We start from the raw sequence: 18750 nt of genomic DNA, 5'->3' as shown, positions 1-18750 counted from the left end.
CGGCACCTTCAACATCAATTCCGGCAGTGCCACCGCTATCGCTGGCAAGCCAGCTCCCACAGGAATCTGTGTTACTTGCCGCCGGTAATCATCGGCAGGTTCAGACCCTGCTCCTTCGCGCAGTCGATGGCGATCGGGTAACCGGCATCGGCGTGACGCATGACACCGGTCGCCGGGTCGTTGTGCAGCACGCGCGCAATACGCTCGGCCGCTTCGTCAGTGCCGTCGCAGACAATCACCATGCCCGAGTGCTGTGAGAAGCCCATGCCCACGCCACCACCGTGGTGCAGGGAAACCCAGGTCGCGCCGCTCGCGGTGTTCAGCAGAGCGTTGAGCAGTGGCCAGTCGGACACGGCGTCGGAACCGTCCTGCATCGATTCGGTTTCGCGGTTCGGGCTGGCCACCGAGCCGGAGTCGAGATGGTCGCGACCGATCACGATCGGTGCCGACAGCTCGCCGCTGCGCACCATTTCGTTGAACGCCAGACCGAGCTTGGCGCGCAGGCCCAGGCCGACCCAGCAGATACGTGCCGGCAGACCCTGGAAGCTGATGCGCTCGCGGGCCATGTCCAGCCAGTTGTGCAGGTGCGCGTCGTCGGGGATCAGTTCTTTGACTTTGGCGTCGGTCTTGTAGATGTCCTGCGGATCACCCGACAGCGCCGCCCAGCGGAACGGGCCGATGCCACGGCAGAACAGTGGGCGGATGTAGGCAGGTACAAAGCCTGGGAAGTCGAATGCGTTTTCCACGCCTTCTTCCTGCGCCATCTGACGGATGTTGTTGCCGTAGTCGAAGGTCGGAATGCCTTGCTTCTGGAAGTCCAGCATCGCTTTGACGTGGACGGCCATCGACTGCTTGGCGGCCTTGATCACGGCAGCCGGCTCGGTCTTGGCGCGGGCGCGGTATTCGTCCCAGGTCCAGCCCGCCGGCAGGTAGCCGTTGAGTGGGTCATGGGCGCTGGTCTGGTCGGTGACCATGTCCGGGCGCACACCGCGCTTGACCAGTTCCGGGAGAATTTCGGCGGCGTTGCCCAGCAGGGCGATCGAGATCGCCTTGCCTTCAGCGGTGTATTTGGCGATGCGCGCCAGGGCGTCGTCGAGGTCTTTGGCTTGCTCGTCGACGTAGCGGCTTTTCAGGCGGAAATCGATGCTCACCTGCTGGCATTCGATGTTCAGCGAGCAGGCGCCAGCCAGGGTTGCAGCGAGTGGCTGAGCACCGCCCATGCCACCCAGACCTGCGGTCAGCACCCACTTGCCCTTGAGGTTGTCGTTGTAGTGCTGACGACCGGCTTCAACGAAGGTTTCGTAGGTGCCCTGAACGATGCCTTGGCTGCCGATGTAGATCCAGCTGCCGGCGGTCATCTGGCCGTACATGGCCAGGCCTTTGGCGTCGAGTTCGTTGAAGTGTTCCCAGCTCGCCCAGTGCGGCACCAGGTTGGAGTTGGCGATCAGTACGCGCGGGGCGTTGCTGTGAGTCTTGAACACGCCGACCGGTTTGCCGGATTGCACCAGCAGGGTCTCGTCGTCGTTCAGATTGGTCAGGCTCTCGACGATCTTGTCGTAGCACTCCCAGTTACGCGCAGCGCGACCGATGCCACCGTAGACCACCAGCTCTTTCGGATTCTCGGCCACTTCCGGATCGAGGTTGTTCATCAGCATCCGCAGCGGCGCTTCGGTCAGCCAGCTCTTGGCGGTCAGCTTGTTGCCGCGGGCAGCGCGGATCTCGACGTCACGGTATTTAGTAGGTTTTGTGTCAGTCACGAAAAAGACTCCTCAGCGATCAATTCAAACCAACCCTGGCAGTGGGCAAGCAGCCTGTGCGCCTCAATGCGCGACAAGCGAATCAGTGGACGCTGCGGACTCATACGCATACGTCTTTACTTGTACATACAAGCATATGCAATCAAGCGGCCAACTTGTTGGAGGCGCGTTCAGGAAAAATGGCGGACAGGGCTGCAGAGCGCCTGAGACAAGGGTTGCAGCGTGGATAAAAATTTTTGCGGGGAGGAATTGAGGTAGCGGAGGATCGTTACGAACCCGTGGTTTTGCGCCACGCTGGGGCGTTCGGTAACAAGTTGGTGCGCCGAGGGAAACGGCCTGTAGAAATGCAATTGTGGCGAGGGAGCTTGCTCCCGCTGGAGACCGAAGGGCTCCCATTCCGGCATTTACCGAAATGGGGCCGCTTCGCAGCCCAGCGGGAGCAAGCTCCCTCGCCACAATGTGTTTTATATGAGCAGAAGGATCAGTGCGCAGTCAGCTCAATCACGCAGCACGCTGCATTCACCGCAACTTCAAGCAGGCCGGTGTTACCGTCCAGTTGCAGGCAATCATGGCGCCCCAGTTGCGCGACGCTGTCAGCGACTGTCGCCTCAAGTAGCTCACTGACACTGAACACCAGTACCGTCGATGCCGAGCTGAAGAACCGCTGCTCGCCATCCAGCCACTGCAACCGCGCGCTATAACGCTGTGGCGCGTAGATCAGGTTGAAGTCGCGGATCGCACCACCGAGCAAGGTGCAGGACACCTGGCTTTCGCCGCTGAACGCAAACGGATCCAGCGGTAACAATGGGCGTGTGTCATCACCATCGACGCACAAGGTCATGCCGTCGCCCTGCAGTACCGTGATCACCCGCTGGTAACCGGCAAAGGTCGAGAAACCACCGGACTCGGCAATGTCGGCAATCGACAGGCGCCAGCCAAAACCATCCAGACCTGCACCGGCGTCACGGGTGATTTCCTCGGTGCTGCCGCCGCCGTTTTTCCACGGCATGCGCGGGTAGCCTTCAGCGCGTAAAACCTTTACCTGACTCATTTATGAAAGCGTCCTTCCAGACGATGACGGGAACCTGGGTGAATCAAACGTGCGGCGGTCACCGGCTGACGCCCCGACCAGGTGCGACGACGGATCAGCAGGCACGGCTCGCCTTTTTCGATCTGCAGCAACTTGCACTCGGACGATTCGGCGAGGATCGCCTCGACCACGTGCTCGCCTTCGGTCAGTGGCGCAACCTGGTTGAGATAGGCGTAAGGCGTTTGCAGGGTGAAGTCCTGCTTGAGGTATTCCGGTGCGACCAGCGCGTTAACGAAGCGGTCTTCGATCTGCACCGGAATGTCGTTCTCGTAATGCACGATCAGCGAATGGAAGACCTTCTGCCCTTCGCGCATGTCCAGCGCCAGCGCGCGCTCGGAGCCGGCAGCCTCTTCTTCGAGGGTGATCACCTGGCAGGTGTGGCGATGGCCACGGGAGGCGATTTCGTCAGCGATGTTGTGCACTTCGAACAGCGCGGACTGGCTTTTCGGTTCGGCGACGAACGTACCGACGCCTTGCATGCGCACCAGCAAGCCGTCGGCAGTCATCTCGCGCAAGGCACGGTTGATGGTCATGCGGCTGAAACCGAGCTGGCTGACCAGTTCGCTTTCCGACGGCACGCGGTAGTGCGGCGGCCAGTTACCGCTGTCGATCTGCTGGGTGATCATCTGCTTGACGCGGGCGTACAAGGGCGCCGGACTGTCGCCCATGTTCGCGGCCAACGGGGAGACTGGAGGCGGAGTCGGCACGGTTGATCCCTGTTCATTGGATGAAGGTTGCTAGCTTGCCGGAGTTTACCGGGCAGGCAAACGTCTGTATATGTATATACAAATAACACACGATGGGGTGCTGAACCATGTCCGCTTTCTTTGCCGAACGCGCGCTGCTGCCTAACGGATGGGCCAACAATGTACGTCTTGAGGTCAGCGCCGATGGCGTGCTGACCCAAATCCTGGCCGATTCCACCGCAGACGGCGCCGAACGGCTGAGCGGTCCGCTGCTGCCGGGCATGCCCAATCTGCACTCCCACGCCTTCCAGCGTGCGATGGCCGGGCTGGCCGAAGTGGCCGGCAATCCGAATGACAGTTTCTGGACCTGGCGCGACCTGATGTATCGGCTCGTCGGAAAAATCAGCCCCGAGCAACTCGGCGTTATCGCCCGCCAGCTGTACATCGAGATGCTCAAGGCCGGTTACACCTCGGTCGCTGAATTCCACTATGTGCACCACGACAGCAGCGGCCAGCCTTATGCCGATCCGGCCGAGCTGGCGCTGCGCATCAGTCAGGCCGCCAGCGAAAGCGGCATCGGTCTGACCCTGCTGCCGGTGCTCTACAGCCACTCGGGTTTCGGCGGCCAGACGCCGAACGACGGTCAGCGTCGCTTCATCAACAGCACCGAAAACTACCTGAATCTGCAATCGCGCTTGCAGCCATTACTGGCTCAGCAAAAAGCGCAATCGCTGGGTCTGTGCTTCCACTCGCTGCGCGCGGTCACCCCGCAGCAGATCAGCGAAGTGCTGGCCGCCAGCGACAAACAATGCCCGGTGCACATTCACATCGCCGAACAGCAGAAAGAAGTCGATGACTGTCTGAGCTGGAGCGGTCGCCGCCCGTTGCAATGGCTCTACGAAAACATTGAGGTCGATCAGCGCTGGTGCCTGGTCCACGCGACCCACGCCAACCCGGAAGAAGTCACGCTGATGGCCAAGAGTCGCGCCATCGCCGGGCTGTGCCTCACCACTGAAGCGAATCTGGGCGACGGGATTTTCCCGGCGGTGGATTTCCTCGCTCAGGGCGGGCGCATGGGCATCGGCTCCGACAGCCATGTGTCGCTCAGTGTGGTCGAGGAATTGCGTTGGCTGGAATACGGCCAGCGTCTGCGTGATCAGCGGCGTAACCGTTTGTATGGCGCGGATCAGCCGATGGTCGGGCGCACATTGTATGACGCAGCGCTGGACGGCGGCGCCCAGGCTTTGGGACAGCCGATTGGTGCGCTGGAAGTCGGCAAGCGGGCGGACTGGATTGTGCTCGATGGCAATGATCCGTATCTGGCCACCGCCAGTGGCGACGGGATTCTGAATCGCTGGTTGTTCGCCGGTGGCGATCGTCAGGTGCGCGATGTGCTGGTCAACGGCCAGTGGGTGGTGCGCGATGGGCGGCATGCGGGCGAAGAGCAAAGCGCTCGGGCGTTCACCCAGGTTCTGCGCGACCTGCTGGGCTAAGAAAAGCAAAAGATCGCAGCCTGCGGCAGCTCCTACATGGAAATGTGAGGGTTCCTGTAGGAGCTGCCGAAGGCTGCGATCTTTTCGCTGTTAATTCGAAGTCTTCGCCATCTGCCGATCCGACGCCCGCCAGATCAACCGGGTAGTATCGTAACCCTGCTGACGCGCCTTGCTCAGCAACTCCTCGCGCACTACGCCATTGACCGTCGGCGTGCGCGACAGCAACCACATGTACTTGCGGCTCGGGTCGCCGACGATGGCGGTCTTGTAGTCGTCGCTGACGTACAACACCCAGTATTCGCCTTTCGCCACACCCGGAATCAAGCGCGAGAACCAGGTATCGAACTCGACCCACAACTTGTCGGTCTTGCCCGGCACCTGTGGATAAGCCGTGCCCTTGACCTCTTCCCACTGCCAGTCCGCAGTCAGGCAGCGATTGAGCACATCGACGTTACCATCGGGCTTGAGCGAGTAATGCGCTTCGGATTGCGCGCAGTTGCGCTGGAAGTACATCGGCAGGCGCGCCAGTTCATACCAGGTGCCCTGATAACGCTTGAGGTTGACGCTGTGAACTGTCTTGGGCGCCAGCGGATCTTCACCATGCGTGGCGCAGCCGGCCAGTACCAGGCCGGCAAAAAGAACAAACAATAACCGCTTCATTATTTTTCTCCCGTGGGCGCTTGGCCCCGGTTTACTTCAGGCCTTGGCCGGAAAACATCAACACTTTGTCACCGGCGTACTGCACGCTGATAAAGCTTTTCTGGTCGCCCCAGGTGCAACTGGACATGCCGAGCGCGCCCGAGCAGTCGGTGGGTTTGCCGAGCAGCGTCTCCACTTCGGCCTTGGCCATGCCGGCCGAAAGCTTGGAATAGTTTTCCTGATTGACCTTGCTGCACGCGGTCAGCAGCACGCAAAAAGTCAGAAGGGCGATAGATCGCAGCGACATGAAGTAACTCCTGGAACGAGGGGGGATGGCATGGTGCCAACCAGAAGCTTAGAAGAGAAAACCCTCATCTGGTTCCGTGCAACGAGGGCTATTTATTTGCCCGCTCGTCTGGCTTTTACCTTTAAATCAGACACTTTGTAGGGCCATTGAGCATTTCGTCGCATTTCCCGAAAGACGCCTAATCTTTGGCGCGCGGCGGTCGAAATAAGAGCAGCGCAAAGCCCCCGAGTGTGGCAAATTGCCGCCCTTTCTCGACCAGCCCCTTCGCGGTAGTTCATTCGATGACCAGAAACATGAAATTCAGCCACAAGATCTTGTTGGCTGCCGCCCTCGTGGTGGCCGTTGCGTTCGCCTGTTTCATTTTGTTCAACGACTATCGACAGCGCGAAGCCCTGAGCAGCAGCACCGAAGCGTCGATGCAGGAACTGGGCAGCCTGACCACCAGCAACATCCAGACCTGGCTGGAAAGCCGTATCCAGTTGCTGCAATCGTTGTCGCAACAGGTCGCCGCCGACGGCAGCGCCCCGGCCAGCCTGAAACGCATCATCGACCTGCCCGCCTACACCGGCAATTTCCAGCTCAGCTATTTCGGCGGTGCTGACGGCGTGATGTTCTCGGTGCCCGCCGGCAACCGCGCGCCGGACTACGACCCGCGCGCCCGTGGCTGGTACAAGGCCGCCAACAGCGCCCAGCAGACTATCGTCACCGAACCCTACATCGCCGCATCGTCGGGCAAACTGGTGATCACCGTCGCCACCCCGGTGCAGCGCCAGGGCCAGATGATTGGTGTGGCCGGTGCCGACATCGATCTGACCAGCGTCAGCGCGATCATCAACTCGCTGAACTTCGGCGGCCATGGCCACGCGTTCATCGTCAGTGCCGACGGCAAAATCCTGATTCACCCGGACAGCAAACTGGTGCTCAAGACTCTCGCCGAGGCCTACCCGAACGGCGCTCCGAAAGTCAGCCCGGGCCTGAAAGAAGTCGAATTCGACGGCAAGACCCAACTGATCTCGTTCACCCGCGTCAACGGCGTGCCATTGGCCGACTGGTACGTGGCGCTGGTGCTGGACAAGGACACCGCGTTCTCGATGCTCAGCGAATTCCGCACCTCGGCGCTGATCGCCATGGTGATTGCCGTGGTAATCATCATCGCCCTGCTCGGCATGCTGATCCGCGTGCTGATGCAACCGCTGCTGACCATGGGCCGCGCCATGCATGACATCGCCGAGGGCGAAGGCGATCTGACCAAGCGTCTGGTGATCCACGGCCATGATGAATTCGGCGCGCTTGGCCTGTCGTTCAACCGCTTCGTCGAGCGTATTCACACCTCGATCCGCGAAGTCTCCTCGGCCACCGGCCAGGTCAACGAAGTCGCCCTGCGCGTGGTCGCCGCATCGAATTCGTCGATGTACAACTCCGACCAGCAGGCCAGCCGCACCAACAGCGTGGCCGCCGCGATCAACCAGCTCGGCGCCGCCGCCCAGGAAATCGCCCAGAACGCCGCCCTCGCCTCGCAGCACTCCAGCGATGCGCGCAGCCTGGCGGTCGATGGTCAGCAGGTTGTGGATAAAACCATCCACGCCATGCAGCAGCTGTCGGCAAAAATCAGCGACTCCTGCGGCAACATCGAAACCCTCAACAGCAACACGGTGAACATCGGGCAGATTCTGGAAGTGATCACCAGCATCTCGCAGCAGACCAATTTGCTGGCGCTCAACGCTGCGATCGAAGCCGCCCGCGCCGGTGAGGCTGGCCGTGGTTTCGCCGTGGTCGCTGACGAAGTGCGCAACCTCGCCCACCGCACCCAGGACTCGGCGCAGCAAGTGCAAAAGATGATCGAAGAACTGCAAGTCGGCGCGCGTCAGGCCGTGAGCATCATGACCGAGAGCCAGCGCGAGAGCGAAAGCAGCGTCGGCATCGCCAACCAGGCCGGCGAACGTCTGGGCAGCGTGACCCAGCGCATCGGCGAGATCGACGGGATGAACCAGTCGGTGGCTACCGCGACCGAGGAGCAGACCGCGGTGGTCGAGTCGATCAACGTCGACATCAACGAGATCAACACGCTGAACCAGGAAGGTGTGGAGAACCTGCAGGCAACCTTGCGTGCGTGCTCGGATCTGGAGCAGCAGGCGGCGCGATTGAAGCAACTGGTGGGTAGCTTCCGGATCTAAGATCAAGAGCCACCCCTCACCCCAGCCCTCTCCCCCAAGGGGGCGAGGGGGGAAGGGAGTAGATCTTCAAGCTTTTCAAACCTGAGTTCGACTGGATGCTTCAGGTCGATGTATAGCGACAGACCACCTCGGTCAGTCCCCTCTCCCTCCGGGAGAGGGTTAGGGTGAGGGCTGGTTGTTGAGGTTGCCGAGAATCGTCCTAAAAACGCGAACCCGGCTCTTTCAAAAACGCCAACTCCTCAGCTGTCGACTCCCTCCCCAACACCGCATTGCGATGCGGAAACCGTCCAAACCGCGCAATCACTTTCCGATGCCGCTCGGCATAGTCCAGATTGTCGGCAAACACCGCCCGCTCGCTTTCCGGCTGCTCAGCCAGCAGATCGATAAAGCGCGAAACGGCTTCGTTCTGCACCGCGAGGTTTTCGCAGTGTTCGAACACCAGATAAATGAATACCCGCTGAATCGGCTTCAGTTGCCGATCGAAGTCCGCGGCAATGCCCTGCGCGACAAGTTTCTGCGCACGAAGATCGCCAGAGAATGCTTTGGGTGTATCGCGAAAGATCATGCGCGGCAGTTGATCGAGCAGCAGTACCACGGCCAGCCAACCTTCGGGAGATTGCGTCCACTCGGTCAGTTCCCCGGCCAGGGCCTGATCGACAAAGACCCCGAAACGCTCACGCGCTTCGAGGTCCTGGCTGTCTTTCTTGCCGAACCACAACTTGCCCTTGTCAGACGATATCTCGTCCGGTGATTCGGCGTGTCCGAACCACCAATCGAGCAACGGCTGCCAAGGCGCGGTCATGGTTTATTCCTTGTGGTAGGCCGTAGCGCGGGCGACTTCTTCTTTCGAACCAAGGAACACCGCTACGCGCTGGTGCAGGCCTTCGGGCTGGATGTCGAGGATGCGCTGGTGACCGTCGGTGGACGCGCCGCCCGCCTGTTCCACCAAGAACGACATCGGGTTGGCTTCGTACATCAGACGCAGTTTGCCAGGCTTCGACGGCTCACGGCTGTCGCGTGGGTACATGAACAGTCCGCCACGGGTCAGGATGCGGTGTACGTCGGCCACCATCGCCGCGACCCAGCGCATGTTGTAGTTCTTCTTCAGCGGGCCTTCTTCGCCGGCCAGCAGTTCGCTGACGTAGCGTTGTACCGGGGCTTCCCAGTGGCGCTGGTTGGACATGTTGATCGCGAATTCCTGGGTGGTTTCAGGAATGGTGATGTCTTCGTGGGTCAGCACGAAGCTGCCCATTTCGCGGTCCAGGGTGAAGCCTTTGACCCCGTCGCCCAGGGTCAGTACCAGCATGGTCTGCGGGCCGTAGATCGCGTAACCGGCAGCCACCTGCTGGGTGCCTGGCTGCAAGAAGGCTTTTTCGTTCAGTGGCTCATTCTGGCTCAGGTATTCGTTCGGGCAACGCAGTACCGAGAAGATGGTGCCAACCGGAGCGTTGATGTCGATGTTCGACGAGCCGTCCAGTGGGTCGAACACCAGCAGGTACGCGCCTTTCGGGTATTTGCCCGGGATCTGGTAGGCATTGTCCATTTCTTCGGACGCCATGCCGGCCAGGTGACCGCCCCATTCGTTGGCTTCGAGCAGGATTTCGTTCGACAGCACGTCGAGTTTCTTCTGCACTTCGCCTTGGACGTTTTCAGTGCCCATGCTGCCCAGAACACCGCCCAGGGCGCCTTTGGACACGGCGTGGCTGATCTCTTTGCAGGCACGCGCCACCACTTCGATCAGGAAGCGCAGATCGGCAGGAGTGTTATTGCTGCGGGTCTGCTCAATCAAATAGCGACTCAGGGTAACGCGGGACATGGACGGCTCCGGTGGAATGGGGGGCTAAAAACCCGCGCAGTTTACAGGGAGTCTGAAAACGTAGCGAGCGATGACGCCCGGTAACGTGCATTGGGGCGCAATTGCTTGTATCAGACGTGATCGGGTCGAGAGAGTTCATGCACCGCAATCAGCGTAGTCCGGTTCGGGACGGGTGGTGGTTGAGTTGATAGCGGCAGTTTGCGGATTTTTATTGATTGATCGACCGACATCGCTGGCAAGCCAGCTCCCACAAGGACTTCGGTCGCTCACCTGTTTTGCGTACACCAAATAACCTGTGGGAGCTGGCTTGCCAGCGATTGGCGCGCAGCGCCAGCCATTCTCAGGAATTGGCAGGTGGCTTACGCAACAAGCTGAACGCCATCGCTCCGAGAAAAACCACACTCACCAGCAACACCGCCCACAGGCCGATCTTCTTCCAGTTGGTCTCGGCCACTGCCGCCGTAGTCGCCGGCGCAGCCTGTGTGGCAACCACTTCACCTTGCACCGTTGCCTTGCCCAGCGCCGCGAGTTTCTCCGGTTTGAAATCCGGAATCAGCGTGCTCAGCGGCAGGTTCGCGGTTTTCACCGTCGGATTGCCCAGCGCCAGGCTGTAAGGCCCGTCACCTCGTGCGAGGAAAATCACCTGCGTCGCCCGCACCGCGTATTTCAGACTCGGTGCCTGCTCGCCCAGACCGCCGCCACGCTCATCCACGCTCAGTTTCAGCTGCTGCACAGTCTGCCCGTACACCTGCAATTCGTTCTGCACCACGTCCTGACCGTTCTGGGTCAGGCGATACAGCAAACCATTGCTCAGCGTCTGCCACGGCAGGCTGCTTTCGCGCCGGCCCGCGAGCGTCACCGGTGCCAGACTGTTCGGCTGCTTCAGCTCCACCTGCACCCGTTCGACATTCAGGCCCATCGGCAACTGCCAGGTGTACTCGCCGGACTTGGTGCTGTTGCCCGCCAGCGCTTGCGACCAGACCAACGGCAGCGGCACGTTGCGTGGATCGCTGCTTTTCAGTTGCGCCGACGTGAGGATGGGCGCCGAGGTTGGCGCATCCCACAGCAGACGCAGGTAGCGAGCGGATTGCCCCGGCAGCGTCACTTCGTGCTGTTCGATGCGTTCGTCGGAAAAGGTCAGCCGCGCGACCTGCCCCTCGCCCCACGCCTGCCAGTGCTGCAAGTCATCACTGGCCTCGATGCTGAAACGCTGGAAGCCGTCACGCTCGCTGGTCCAGTCAAGAATCAACTGCTGCAGCGGCGCCTTGATCGCACTGGCATCGAGCAACCAGCCACGCAGCACTTCTTCACCAGCCTCCAGTTGAGTCGACGGCTGCACTTCCACCAGGGTGCCGGTGGTGGTCGATTGCACGCGTACGTTCGGCGCTCGCTCGCTGGCGTCGGCGGCGTTGTACAAGGGGAACCACTTCACTTCATGCAACTGCCCGTCGTCGCGGGTCTGCGCCGATTCCCGGGCCAGGGCATAGGCCTGCGGTTCGCCGGCGGCGTTGAATACGCGCAGGTCGCTGAGATCGGTCTGGCGGGCCTGCAATTGTGCGCTCAGCGGCAGGTCGAGGCGATACCACGGGCCGTTGCCACTCACCGTCAGTGGCACCTGCGTGGCGAAGTCCGCCGGTTTTTCCTGGGCGCCGGCAGCCATCACCACGCCCAGCGCCAACCACCCCAGATTCAGCATGCGACTCAAGATGAAACTCCTTCGGTATCCGGTGCGGGTTTGTCCGCCACCGGTTCGGCTTCGACGCGTTTCGGTGGCAGTGGTGCGAAATAGCCCACCACCAGCAGCAACACGCCGACCCCGATAAACGAGACGATCCGGGCGAGGCCGCCACGGTTGCTCAATTCGACAAAAATCAGTTTGGCCACCACCAGCGCAATCAGCGCCGCGCCGATCAGCCACACTTCGCGCCGGTGACGCAGGTGTCCGCCGATCATCAGCCCCAACGCCATCAAGGTCCAGACGATGGACAACCCGGCCTGCACCAGCATCGATTCGAGCAGCAGATCCAGCTCGAACGGAATCCCCGCCCAATGGTGCGCAGCACGGGTCACCAGCGCGGTGCAGAAAGCGAACAGCGAAATCCCGGCGACCAGTTGCGTGGCGTACTCGGCGTAATCCTTGCGCAGGGCAAACTGCGTCACCGCATAACGCGACCACACGTACACCCCGAACAGGGCGAACAGCAGGCCCAGTTCCAGCGGGTTGATCAGCGGCACGTACGGCAGCGGTTCGGCATTGCCGTCGCTGACGCCGTTGGCCAGCCAGAACCACGCCAGCATCAGCACTGCCAGCGGCGCGGCGGCGTACAAACGATATTCGCGTGGGAACGCTGCCACCGGCCACGGCCAGTTGCGCGGAGCCGCCGCCAACAGCAGATACAGGCTCGGCAGGATCGCCCAGCCCAGCCAGCGCCAGGCGTTGTATTGCTCGGACAACAGCAGCAGACCGTAGCGCAGCTCCAGCGCCAGTACGCCGATCAGCAGCCAGCAACCCAGCACATGCGCAGTGCTCAAGGCCTGAGCCGGCAGCATCGGCGCCAGACGCCGCAGGCTGAAGAAATGCACGGCGAACACCAATACCCACGCCAGCCAACCAAAATTCGCCGCTGGGTGATAACGCGAATGCCACGCCGCCAGCAGCACCAGCCCCGCCGCCGGAATCAGCAAGGTGCAGAGCAGGCCCAGCGCCGGCCATTTCAGGCGCAGCGCCAACAATGTCCACAGCGCCACACTCAGCGCGGCAATCAGCAGCAACAGCGTCGCCTGCAGATTCAGCGGCGCAAAACGCAGCACCTCACTCACCCACGCCAACGCCCACCAACCGGCGCCCCACACCAGCAGCACTTCAGACAGGCGTTGCAAACTCAGCGCATCGAAGGCCGAGGCGTGATTGCCCAGTTGCAGACGCCAGGCACCGACCAGCGCGGCCAGCCCCAGTACCAGCGGCGTCCAGAAACCGCCATGGGCCAACGGCCGCAGTCCTTCGCTGGACAGCGGCCCGAGCAACTCGGGGCCGGCCAACAAGAACGCCGCGCCACCGATCAACTGCAACAACAGCCCAAAGACAAAACTCACGCGCTGTTTGAGGTACAGGCTCAGCCAGATGATCAACAGACCGCTCGCCGCCCACACCGCACTCGCGGTTTGCCACGGCAGCACGAACAGCACCGCCAGATTGATCAGCACCAACCCCGCCAGCAACACCACCGACAACCCGCGTAGCAGCCGCACATCGCCGCGCACCATCTCGTCGCGCGCCGCCAGCAACATGCCGCCGATCAACGCCAGACCAATCACGGATGCGCTGAGCAAACCACTCCACCCGGCGCTGAACACCGCCGCCGAATCCTCGCCTGCACCTTGCAGGCGCAACAGGAACAACGCACCGCCGAGCAACTGCACAGCGAACGCGGTGAACAGGAACGTGCGCGATTGCAGGCGCAGGCCGACAAACAAGGTCACCAATCCGGCCAAGGCCCAACTGATCGCTGTTGCCTGAACAAAGAAAAACAGTGGTGCCAGCAGGTACAGGAAGGTCAGGCCCAGCGCCGCCAGCACCGGCAAACCCTGACGCTCCCACGGCGATGCCTGTTCCGGCGTGGCTTTGCGCAACTGATAGAAACTGAACAGCAGCGCGATACCGAGCATCAATGCGCCCAACGGTGCGCCGTCGAGCAGGCTGCTTTCGCCGACCCGCAACTGACTGAGGAACGCCAGCGCCGAACCCAGTTGCAGCAGCAAGGCAAACGCTCGGGCGAACGGTCGCTGCTGACGCAAGCCGAGCCAGAAAATCCCCGCGCCCTCCACGGCCCACGCCGCCGAAGTCCAGCGCGCATCGAGGCCCAGCGGGATCGCCAGGCTGGCGAAAATCACCCCCAGCGCCAGACAGGTTTCACCCAGCAACAAGGCGCGACCGCCCATCAACACGCGGGCCAGGCCCATGTAGATCACGCCCAGTGCCAGTGCACTGAACGCGGCGGCGAACTCCAGGTGCTGCACCAGCGCAAACTGCAGACCGAAGCCAACGATCGGCGGGCCGAACAGCATCGTGCCGTCGACGTAATCGCCCTTGCGCGCCGACCAGTGCAGCAGCGCCTCGCGGTCACCGTCTGCCGGTGCATCGGGCATGTCGAGCAACTTGCGCCGGGCGAACAGCAGGCCGAGGGCCAGATACATCAAGAAAAACAGAATCAGGAACGGCTCGGTGCTCCACAGCAACTCAGGTGCGTAGGAACGCCGTCCCCAGGCGAAAGCGATGCCGAAGGTACCGACAAAACCGATCAGGTTGAGCAGGCGCCAGGCCTTGAACCAGGCGATGGCGAGGATGCCGGCATTGAGCAGCGCGAAGTAGCTGAACAGCGCGACGTGATTGCCGGCCCCGGTCGAGGTCAGGATTGGCGCGGCGAAACCGCCGAGCGCAGCGGCGGCCGCCAGTCCAAGAGCATCCTGAGTGATGGCGAGAATCGCCGAGAACACCGTGACCGCCACCAGCAAACCCAGCGCGGCGGACGGATCGAGCAACGGATGCAGACGCATCGCCGCAAACACCGTCAGGTACAGCACCGCAATCCCCGTGCCCTGCAGGATCAGCGCATAACTGCTGTTGCGTTTACGCAGCCACCAACCCAGCGCCAGCAGGGCCAAGGCCGCCGCAGCGACGCCGGCGTAACGCAATTCGATCGGCACCACCATGCCTTCGGTGGCATAGCGCAACAAAAAGGCCAGCCCGAAGAACAACAGCACCACGCCGACCCGCAGCACGGTGTTGCCACCGAACAGCCAGTTGCGCGCAGCGCTGATGCCGCGCTCGATCAGGTTCGGGCCACGGGGTTCGGCGGGTTGTGCAGGTTGTGCTGGCTCGGCGGTGATGGCATCCAGATGCCAGACATCGGCCGGCAGCGGCTGACTGGTTTCGCTCGCAGCGACGGTGACCGGTTCGAGTTCGGGTGGCAGTTCCCAGACCAGATCCGGTGTGACGGCGGGTGCCGGTTCGGCGACGATGACGGGTTCGACGACCGGTTCCGCGCCTGCTGCTGGCACCGCGTGAGAGGGGGAGCCTTCCAGCAGATACAGGCGCTGAGCGACGCCTTGCAAAGCCGCTTTAGTCTGTTCAAGTTGGCGCTGTTGCTCTGCAGCCTGCGAGCCAAGCCGGGCGATGCGCAGCGTTTGCCCGATCACAAGCCCGAGCAGTGCACCCAGCAACGCGGCGCTGAACGACTCGTCGAGCAGCCAGCCGAGCAGCAGCCCGATCAACATGAACATCCATTGCATGGTCGATATCCCTAAGCGCAAAGGCCAATCCGGGAAGATTAGCGCAGCCTGATCCAAAAAGATCGCAGCCTTCGGCAGCTCCTACAGGGTTATGTGAACACCCATGTAGGAGCTGCCGAAGGCTGCGATCTTTTCCGGCGCGCTGATTATATCGAGCCGAGCGAAAAGTTACTCCAGTGCCTTCCAGATATCCGTGGCGTACTCGCGAATCGTCCGGTCGGACGAGAACCAGCCCATCCGCGCCGTGTTGAGCACTGCCGAACGCCACCAGTTGTTGGAATCGTGCCAGTGCGCGTCGACGCGTTTTTGCGCCTCCCAATACGAATCGAAGTCGGCGCAGACCAGAAAGCGGTCGTAGTCCACCAGCGAATCGATCAACCCGGTGTAGCGCGACGTGTCATCCGGCGAGAACACACCACTGCGGATCGCCTGCAGCACATCGCTCAAGCGATGCGACGCGGCGATGTCCGGTGCAGCGCTGAACTCGTGGTTCTGCTTGCGCGCTTCAACCTGCTGCGCGCTGAGGCCGAAGATGAACATGTGCTCGGCGCCGATGCGCTCGCACATCTCCACGTTGGCGCCATCGAGGGTGCCGATGGTCAGCGCACCGTTGAGGCCGAACTTCATGTTGCTGGTGCCCGATGCTTCGAAGCCGGCCGTGGAAATCTGCTCGGACAAGTCCGCCGCCGGAATGATGCTTTCGGCCAGGCTGACGTTGTAGTTGGGCAAAAACACCACCTTCAGCAAACCCCGCACGGTCGGGTCGTTGTTCACCACCCGGGCGATGTCGTTGGTCAGCTTGATGATCAGTTTGGCCTGGTGATAACTGGCCGCCGCTTTACCGGCGAAGATTTTCACCCGAGGTACCCAGTCGACTTCAGGCTCGGCGCGAATCGCCTGATAAAGCGCCACGGTGTGCATCAGGTTGAGCAACTGGCGCTTGTATTCGTGGATCCGTTTGACCTGCACGTCGAACATCGCCGCCGGGTTGACCGCGATCCCCAACCGCTCGTGAATCAGATAGGCCAAGGCCTTTTTGCTGTGCAGGCGCTGTTCGGCGAAGGCTTTGCGGAAGGCGGGTTGCTCGGCGAACGGTTCCAGATCGAGCAAGCGCTCTTCCGGGTTATCCAGCACCTCCGGGCCGAGGGAGTCGACCAGCATCGAGGTCAGTTCGGAGTTGGCCTGGAACAGCCAGCGGCGGAAGGTGATGCCGTTGGTTTTATTGTTGATCCGCTCCGGGTAGAGCTTGTGCAGTTCGGCGAATACGGTCTTGCGCATCAATTGCGTATGCAGCCCCGACACGCCGTTGACACTGTGCGAACCGAGGAACGCGAGGTTGCCCATGCGCACCCGGCGCCCGTTGTCCTCTTCGATCAGCGATACCGCGCGCAGCACGTCGAAATCGTGGATGCCCTTGGCGCGCAGCGAGTCGATGTGCTGCGCGTTGATCAGATAAATGATCTGCATGTGCCGCGGCAGCATGCGTTCCATCAGACCGACCGGCCAGGTTTCCAGCGCCTCGGGCAGCAGCGTGTGGTTGGTGTACGACAAGGTATCGACGGTGACTTGCCACGCCGCATCCCAGGCCACGTCGTAGACGTCGACCAGTTGCCGCATCAGTTCGGCGACGGCGATCGAAGGGTGGGTGTCGTTGAGCTGGATCGCCGCGTGATCGCCCAGGGTCAGCACCGAGGTGTGCATGTTGCGATGGCGACGCAGCAAGTCCTGCAAGGACGCGGCGACGAAGAAGTATTCCTGACGCAGGCGCAGTTCCTGCCCGGCTTCGGTGCTGTCGGCCGGATAGAGAACCCGGGAAATACTTTCAGCACGGGCTACTTCGGCGACGGCGCCCAAGTGGTCACCGGCGTTGAAACGCTCAAGGTGCAGATCTTCCATCGCGCGCGCACGCCACAGGCGCAGGGTGTTGACGCTCGCCCCGCGCCAGCCAACCACTGGCGTATCGTAGGCAATCGCCCGTACGGTTTCCGCCGGCGACCAGACCTGCTTGGACTTGCCACTCGCATCGGTGACGGTTTCCACGCTGCCGCCGAAGCCAATGGAGTACACCACTTCCGGGCGCTCGAATTCCCACGGGTTGCCGAAGTCCAGCCAGTGCTCGGTCTGTTCCTGCTGCCAGCCATCGACGATGGCCTGACGGAACAGACCATGTTCGTAGCGAATGCCGTAGCCGTGCCCGGCGATGCCGAGGGTCGACATGCTTTCCATGAAGCACGCCGCCAGACGTCCGAGGCCGCCGTTACCGAGTGCCGCATCCGGTTCCAGCAGACGAATGCGTTCCAGATCGACACCCAGTTCGGTCAGCGCCTCACGGGCGACGTCGAGCAGGCCGAGATTGCTCAGGCTGTCGTAGAGCAAACGACCGATGAGAAATTCCAGCGAGAGGTAATACACCCGCTTCTGGCCTTTGCGGTAGATCTGCCGGGTGTGGTCCATCCAGTGTTCGACCATGTGGTCGCGCGCCGCCAGGGCAATGGCTTCGAACCAGTCATGGTCGAAGGCGTGATCCGGGTCTTTGCCCACCGCATAGGTGAGCTTGGTCAGGACGGCGTCGCGAAATGCGGCCACCTCTGCTTCGCGAACAAGTGGTTCTTGAGTCATCGATTGGACCTCGAGCGAGCGGGGAATTGTCTGAGCCTAGACGGTCTGACCGACGGTAGAGGCGCAGGTTCGGCAGTTTTTCCGAAGACGATGAGATAGCCCGGCATTAGCTTGGCGAGTGGGCTAATGAATGCAGGGGCCGTGCCGGACTGAATGGCACTTGCGCGGCATTTGCAAAAATCTGGCGAAAGGTTGTTCAAAAATCCACCAGTCCCGGTATGATCGCGCGCCCTGATGCACACACGCCTGGTAACCCCCGATGATGAAGCCCAACCTGATTGCCGCCGCCGAGATCGACCGTCTCGATACGTGGGCCAAATATTCGGCCCCGATGTGCGGCTCTTGTGTCTCCAGCTGCTGCACCCTGCCGGTCGAGGTCAAGATCAAGGACCTGGTACGCATCGGCGTGGTCGACGAGTTCGAGCTGGGCGATCCGCCAAAGAACATCGCCAAGCGCCTGCAAAAGGAAGGGCTGGTCGAGCGCTTCAACCAGAAGTCGGGGATCTTCACCCTGCAGCGCATGAGCAACAACGATTGCTACTACCTGGATCGTAAGAGCCGCCTGTGCACCATTTATGACAAGCGCCCGGACACCTGCCGCAACCACCCGAAAATCGGCCCGCGGCCGGGGTATTGCGCGTACAAGCCGAAAGAAGTGGAGCGGGTGCAGAATTCGCGGTCGATCGAGAAGTTCTGATCGTTCCTGAAATGTTCGGCGCCTGTCAGGCCGCCATCGCTGGCAAGCCAGCTCCCACATTGATTGTTGTCGTACACAAGATTCATGTGCGACGCAAAACCCTGTGGGAGCTGGCTTGCCAGCGATGAGGCCAGCACGAACACCGCACAAATCCAGGACAAACAAAAACGCCCCCGGTCTCTC

Annotated in this window: 13 protein-coding genes and 1 pseudogene; 4 read left to right on the top strand and 10 right to left on the bottom strand. The window is 61.6% G+C overall.

The features are described 5' to 3' along the window. Positions 1–71: 71 nt before the first annotated feature. The 3 genes from hutU to hutC all read right to left on the bottom strand — a co-directional run bounded on the left by hutU (position 72) and on the right by hutC (position 3515). Positions 72–1757, bottom strand: coding sequence for a urocanate hydratase (gene hutU, locus ACU680_RS11880; protein WP_448179531.1), 1686 nt, complete (start codon positions 1755–1757; stop codon positions 72–74). Positions 1758–2238: 481 nt separating this feature from the next. Then, entirely contained in the window at positions 2239–2808 is a 570-nt protein-coding gene (locus ACU680_RS11875) for a HutD/Ves family protein (RefSeq protein ID WP_448179530.1), read from the bottom strand. After that, positions 2805–3515, bottom strand: a complete 711-nt coding sequence (gene hutC / locus ACU680_RS11870) for a histidine utilization transcriptional repressor HutC (protein ID WP_007961751.1) — start codon at positions 3513–3515, stop codon at positions 2805–2807. Before hutC ends, ACU680_RS11875 begins: the two co-directional genes overlap by 4 nt. A gap of 146 nt (positions 3516–3661) precedes the next feature. Here hutC and ACU680_RS11865 point away from each other — a divergent pair, with 146 nt between their 5' ends. Then, positions 3662–5026, top strand: coding sequence for a formimidoylglutamate deiminase (locus tag ACU680_RS11865; RefSeq protein WP_367082636.1), 1365 nt, complete (start codon positions 3662–3664; stop codon positions 5024–5026). 90 nt (positions 5027–5116) lie between these two features. On the opposite strand, the gene ACU680_RS11860 is transcribed toward ACU680_RS11865, so the two are convergent. Then, positions 5117–5686: a lipocalin family protein gene (locus tag ACU680_RS11860; RefSeq protein WP_448179529.1), complete on the bottom strand. Its 570-nt coding sequence runs from the start codon at positions 5684–5686 to the stop codon at positions 5117–5119. Positions 5687–5717: 31 nt separating this feature from the next. Next, positions 5718–5972 carry a hypothetical protein gene (locus ACU680_RS11855; protein WP_367082634.1) on the bottom strand — a complete coding sequence of 85 codons (255 nt, stop codon included), beginning with the start codon at positions 5970–5972 and terminating at the stop codon, positions 5718–5720. Between the two features lie 281 nt (positions 5973–6253). Here ACU680_RS11855 and ACU680_RS11850 point away from each other — a divergent pair. After that, positions 6254–7288 (top strand): annotated as a pseudogene (locus ACU680_RS11850) (cache domain-containing sensor histidine kinase); the annotation flags it as partial. Positions 7289–7381: 93 nt separating this feature from the next. Beyond that, positions 7382–8146: a methyl-accepting chemotaxis protein gene (locus ACU680_RS11845; RefSeq protein WP_371260421.1), complete on the top strand. Its 765-nt coding sequence runs from the start codon at positions 7382–7384 to the stop codon at positions 8144–8146. Positions 8147–8345: 199 nt separating this feature from the next. Here ACU680_RS11845 and ACU680_RS11840 read toward each other — a convergent pair whose 3' ends face one another. The 5 genes from ACU680_RS11840 to ACU680_RS11820 form a co-directional block, all read right to left on the bottom strand. After that, positions 8346–8948 (bottom strand): DUF924 family protein, encoded by a 603-nt coding sequence (locus ACU680_RS11840; protein ID WP_448179528.1) that lies wholly within the window; start codon positions 8946–8948, stop codon positions 8346–8348. Positions 8949–8951: 3 nt separating this feature from the next. Beyond that, positions 8952–9962, bottom strand: coding sequence for a class 1 fructose-bisphosphatase (locus tag ACU680_RS11835; RefSeq protein WP_007961744.1), 1011 nt, complete (start codon positions 9960–9962; stop codon positions 8952–8954). A 340-nt stretch (positions 9963–10302) separates the two neighbouring features. Then, positions 10303–11667 carry a DUF3999 domain-containing protein gene (locus ACU680_RS11830; RefSeq protein ID WP_448179527.1) on the bottom strand — a complete coding sequence of 455 codons (1365 nt, stop codon included), beginning with the start codon at positions 11665–11667 and terminating at the stop codon, positions 10303–10305. Beyond that, positions 11664–15251, bottom strand: a complete 3588-nt coding sequence (locus ACU680_RS11825) for a DUF2339 domain-containing protein (protein WP_448179526.1) — start codon at positions 15249–15251, stop codon at positions 11664–11666. Before ACU680_RS11825 ends, ACU680_RS11830 begins: the two co-directional genes overlap by 4 nt. Before the next feature lie 168 nt (positions 15252–15419). Then, positions 15420–17870, bottom strand: a complete 2451-nt coding sequence (locus ACU680_RS11820) for a glycogen/starch/alpha-glucan phosphorylase (RefSeq protein ID WP_448179525.1) — start codon at positions 17868–17870, stop codon at positions 15420–15422. Between the two features lie 259 nt (positions 17871–18129). Here ACU680_RS11820 and ACU680_RS11815 point away from each other — a divergent pair, with 259 nt between their 5' ends. After that, positions 18130–18567, top strand: a complete 438-nt coding sequence (locus ACU680_RS11815) for a YkgJ family cysteine cluster protein (protein ID WP_007961740.1) — start codon at positions 18130–18132, stop codon at positions 18565–18567. Positions 18568–18750: the final 183 nt, after the last annotated feature.

It is taken from the genome of Pseudomonas sp. LF020, from assembly GCF_053456425.1.
This window is presented reverse-complemented; position numbering and strand designations above follow the sequence as displayed.